At 50.9% G+C, this 3,409-nt stretch carries 3 protein-coding genes; 2 read left to right on the top strand and 1 reads right to left on the bottom strand.

Annotated features, from left to right (window positions below; genetic code table 11):
* Window positions 1-626, bottom strand: a 626-nt coding sequence (locus tag QUB04_RS31105; RefSeq protein ID WP_333290534.1) for an AMIN domain-containing protein, incomplete at its 3' end; no start/stop codon positions are given.
* A gap of 126 nt (window positions 627-752) precedes the next feature.
* Between QUB04_RS31105 and QUB04_RS31100 the strand changes: the two genes are divergently transcribed.
* Window positions 753-932, top strand: coding sequence for a hypothetical protein (locus QUB04_RS31100; protein WP_333290533.1), 180 nt, complete (start codon window positions 753-755; stop codon window positions 930-932).
* A gap of 498 nt (window positions 933-1,430) precedes the next feature.
* Window positions 1,431-3,409: fatty acyl-AMP ligase (locus QUB04_RS31095; RefSeq protein WP_333290532.1), on the top strand; the 1,979-nt coding region annotated here is incomplete at its 3' end.

Below are 3,409 nucleotides of genomic sequence, written 5' to 3'. Positions count from 1 at the left end.
GGTGGCTGCGCTGTCGGCGGCAAGGGTTCTCCGGGTGTCCCCGGTGGCTGCGCTGTCGGCGGCAAGGGTTCTCCGGGCGTCCCAGGTGGCTGCGCTGTAGGTGGCAAAGGTTCTCCGGGTATCTCTACCGGCTGCCCTGTAGGTGGCAAGGGTTCTCCGGGTGTCCCCGGCCGCTGTGTTGTAGGAGCCGGTGCAGGCGGGCGAGCAGTCATCTGCGAGGTGGGTTTTAAGCTGAGAATCAGACCGGCAGCGTTAGGAATCACCCGTGCCACTGGTTGACCCCTCTCGCCAACGACTCTGATTCGGATGCTGTTGTTATCTAAAGGAGTAACGGTGACAGAAGCAATTCCCGCAGCCGGTTTGTCTTGACGAAACTCATTTCCCCCCGGTAGTCGCAGTTGAGCGGTGATGACATCAGCTTGTAAAGTTTCGCCAAAGCTGGCGCTGAAAACTTGCAGGGGCCTTCCATCTTCAGTGTCTAGGATGACTTCAATGCCTTCTGACGTGGGATTGAGGCGAACGCCCGTCACCTGCGCGATGTTGGAAGCGCACACCGGCCCAGCGACTAACGCCGACACAACTCCTGCCAGCCCAAGGCTATTTAATAATTTCTGCGATCTCTTCATTAGTCTTTAATCAACAATTAATGGAACTTCGGATATGTGGTTTACGTTGCTTGCACAACATGATTTGTGGCAGCGTTGCTGCTCTTGTGTGCCTCTGGAAACTGACCGGCGGAAGATCCGGCCCAGTTGTCGGGCGCAGTTCGATCCGGTTCTCCCGTCGCTAGTGGCATTTGTCTGGGAATACAGGAGGCGCGTGAGGGCGAAAGCCTCAGTCCGGTGGCGCTCTGGACGATCGCCCACGGTTGGCAGCTTCTTCGGTTAAAGGAAGTAGTCGCTGACCTCTTAATGAGAAAGTGCCTTAATTAGATAACAGAGCACTCACATCTGTCAAGAGTTAACTAATGAAAACTAATTTCATTTTAAGATGGGGGGTCTGACCCCCCTATCTAGTTGTGCAGCACTTGCCTATTATGGTTTCTGTCAGGGCTAGACAAACGATCGCCTAAAATGCTATGGCAAGAGTTAGAAAAGATTGTCATATAGGAAACGATAGCAGTCAACAAAGTTGCTCAATAACTCTTGATAATAAATGTCATCTAGCCTAGTATGCTTAAAGTCGATAGCCGTAAAGCCCCTGAAGCTGATATCGAAGCTGGCTCGGACTGAAATCGCCCCGGAGCCATTGCCGAACAGCCCGATCGACAACAAAACGTGAAAACAAGCGCTAATACCCAGATTGAATACTCAAACGCGCTGATGGGAGACTCGTAACGCCCAACAACTGTTCACAGAAAGTCTATGTGGAAAGAATTTGGCGGAACTGGTTGGCGTACTGCAAACAAGATTTATAGGTAAAAAGAATCGATGAGTGACGCAAGCATTAAGGGAAACCAACTCACCGAAAGTTGTACAAATTTAGTAGAACTCCTACAAAACAGAGCGTTACACCAACCAGAGCAGAAATATACATTTCTGTTAGACGGAAAAACTGAAACCGCCAGTTTGACTTATCGAGAGTTAGATGCGATCGCCCGATCGCACGCCTCGCGACTTCAGACATTGGGAGTCACTGGCGAACGAGCCTTACTGCTTTTCCCGCCAGGATTGGACTATCTCGCCGCCTTTTTTGGATGCTTGTACGCCAAAGTGATCGCGGTTCCCCTCTATCCGCCGAAGCTGAAACGGAATTTAGCGAAAATTAGTGCGATCGCCCTAGATGCAGGAGCAACAATTGCGATCGCTCCCGCGCGACACTTGGACAATTTAGAGCAGCTATGCGAGCAAGCGCCGGAACTCAAAGCGATGCGTTGGCTGAGTGCAGAGGAGCTTTCCGATGACGGCGAAAAGTGGCAGCAGCCACCCATCCATCCCGACGAAGTGGCTTATCTTCAGTACACTTCCGGCTCAACCTCCACCCCCAAAGGCGTAATGGTGAGCCACGCCAACGTTTTGTACAACATCGAATACATTCACCGAGGCTTTGAGCACGATTCCGAAAGCGTTGCCGTAACGTGGCTTCCACCCTTTCACGACATGGGGTTAATTGACGGATTGCTCAAACCTTTGTATCTGGGAATTCCCTCTTACTTCATGCCGCCAGCGGCGTTTATTCAGAACCCGATGTGCTGGTTGGAAGCGATTTCGCGCTACAAAGCTACCCACAGCGGCGGGCCAAATTTTGCTTACGACTTGTGTGCTAGCAAAATAAGCAAAATCTTGGGCGATGGGCAAAAAATGCTCGACTTGAGTAGTTGGCGCGTGGCCTATAACGGCGCAGAACCGATCCACAAAGAAACCCTAGAGCGATTTACCAAAGCTTTTGAGCCCTGCGGTTTTCAGGCGGATGCCTTTTGTCCTGCTTACGGAATGGCAGAAACCACGCTAAAAATTGCCACGGTTCGCAGCGGGACAACACCAACTTTCTTACCTGTTGACGCTGGGGCGCTGGAAAATAATCACATTGTAGAAGTTGCCGAAGGCGAGGGGGGCGCGAGAACTTTAGTCGGCTGCGGTTTCCCTGAATTTGGCACTAAAGTTGCGATCGTCAATCCTGAATCTCTGACGCAATGCCAGCCGCAGGAAGTCGGAGAAATTTGGGTAGCTGGCGAAACAGTTGCGCGAGGCTATTGGAATCGCCCAGAAGAAACAGAAAAAACCTTTCAAGCATATCTTTCAGATACCAGCGAAGGGCCATTTTTGCGAACTGGAGATTTAGGCTTTTTACGCGATCGAGAACTGTTTATTACAGGGCGACTCAAAGATTTGATTATCATCCGAGGTCGCAATCTTTACCCCCAAGATATAGAAAGAACAGCAGAGCGCAGCCATCCCAGTTTGCGGCAGGGGGCGATCGCGGCATTCTCGGTGGAAGTCGCAGGCGAAGAACAGCTCGTTATCGTGCAAGAATTACAATCTCGCAAAGCGCCGGATAATGCCGAGGAAATTATCAGCGCCATCCGTTCCAGCATTGCTCAAGAATATGAAGTGCAAGTTTATGGAGTAGTGCTGATCAAGCCCGGAAGCATTCCGAAAACGACCAGCGGTAAAATTCAACGTCGCGCCGCCTATGCTGACTTTCTAGCTGACAATTTGGAAGTTGTTGCGAGTAGCGTTTTAGAGTTAGCTGATTTTGTTGAAATAGAGAATCGCCTCACGCGAGAAATTCTGCTGGAAGCCGAGTTAGAAGAACGGCAGCCGCTGCTTGAGGCTTACCTTTGGCAGCAGGTAAACCGCCGGGGAATGAATTACCCGGCTAATAGCCAAAGTCGGCTAAAACTGAGATATTGCACCGTCAAGAACGGGCAAGATGCCCGTTCCACAAAGAATGAGTTTTCTTGTGGAAC

The sequence above is a fragment of the Microcoleus sp. D2_18a_B4 genome, assembly GCF_036702475.1.
Taxonomy (GTDB): Bacteria; Cyanobacteriota; Cyanobacteriia; order Cyanobacteriales; family Microcoleaceae; genus Microcoleus.
Note: the sequence above shows the minus strand (reverse complement) of the source record. Positions and strands in the feature narration are given on the sequence as shown.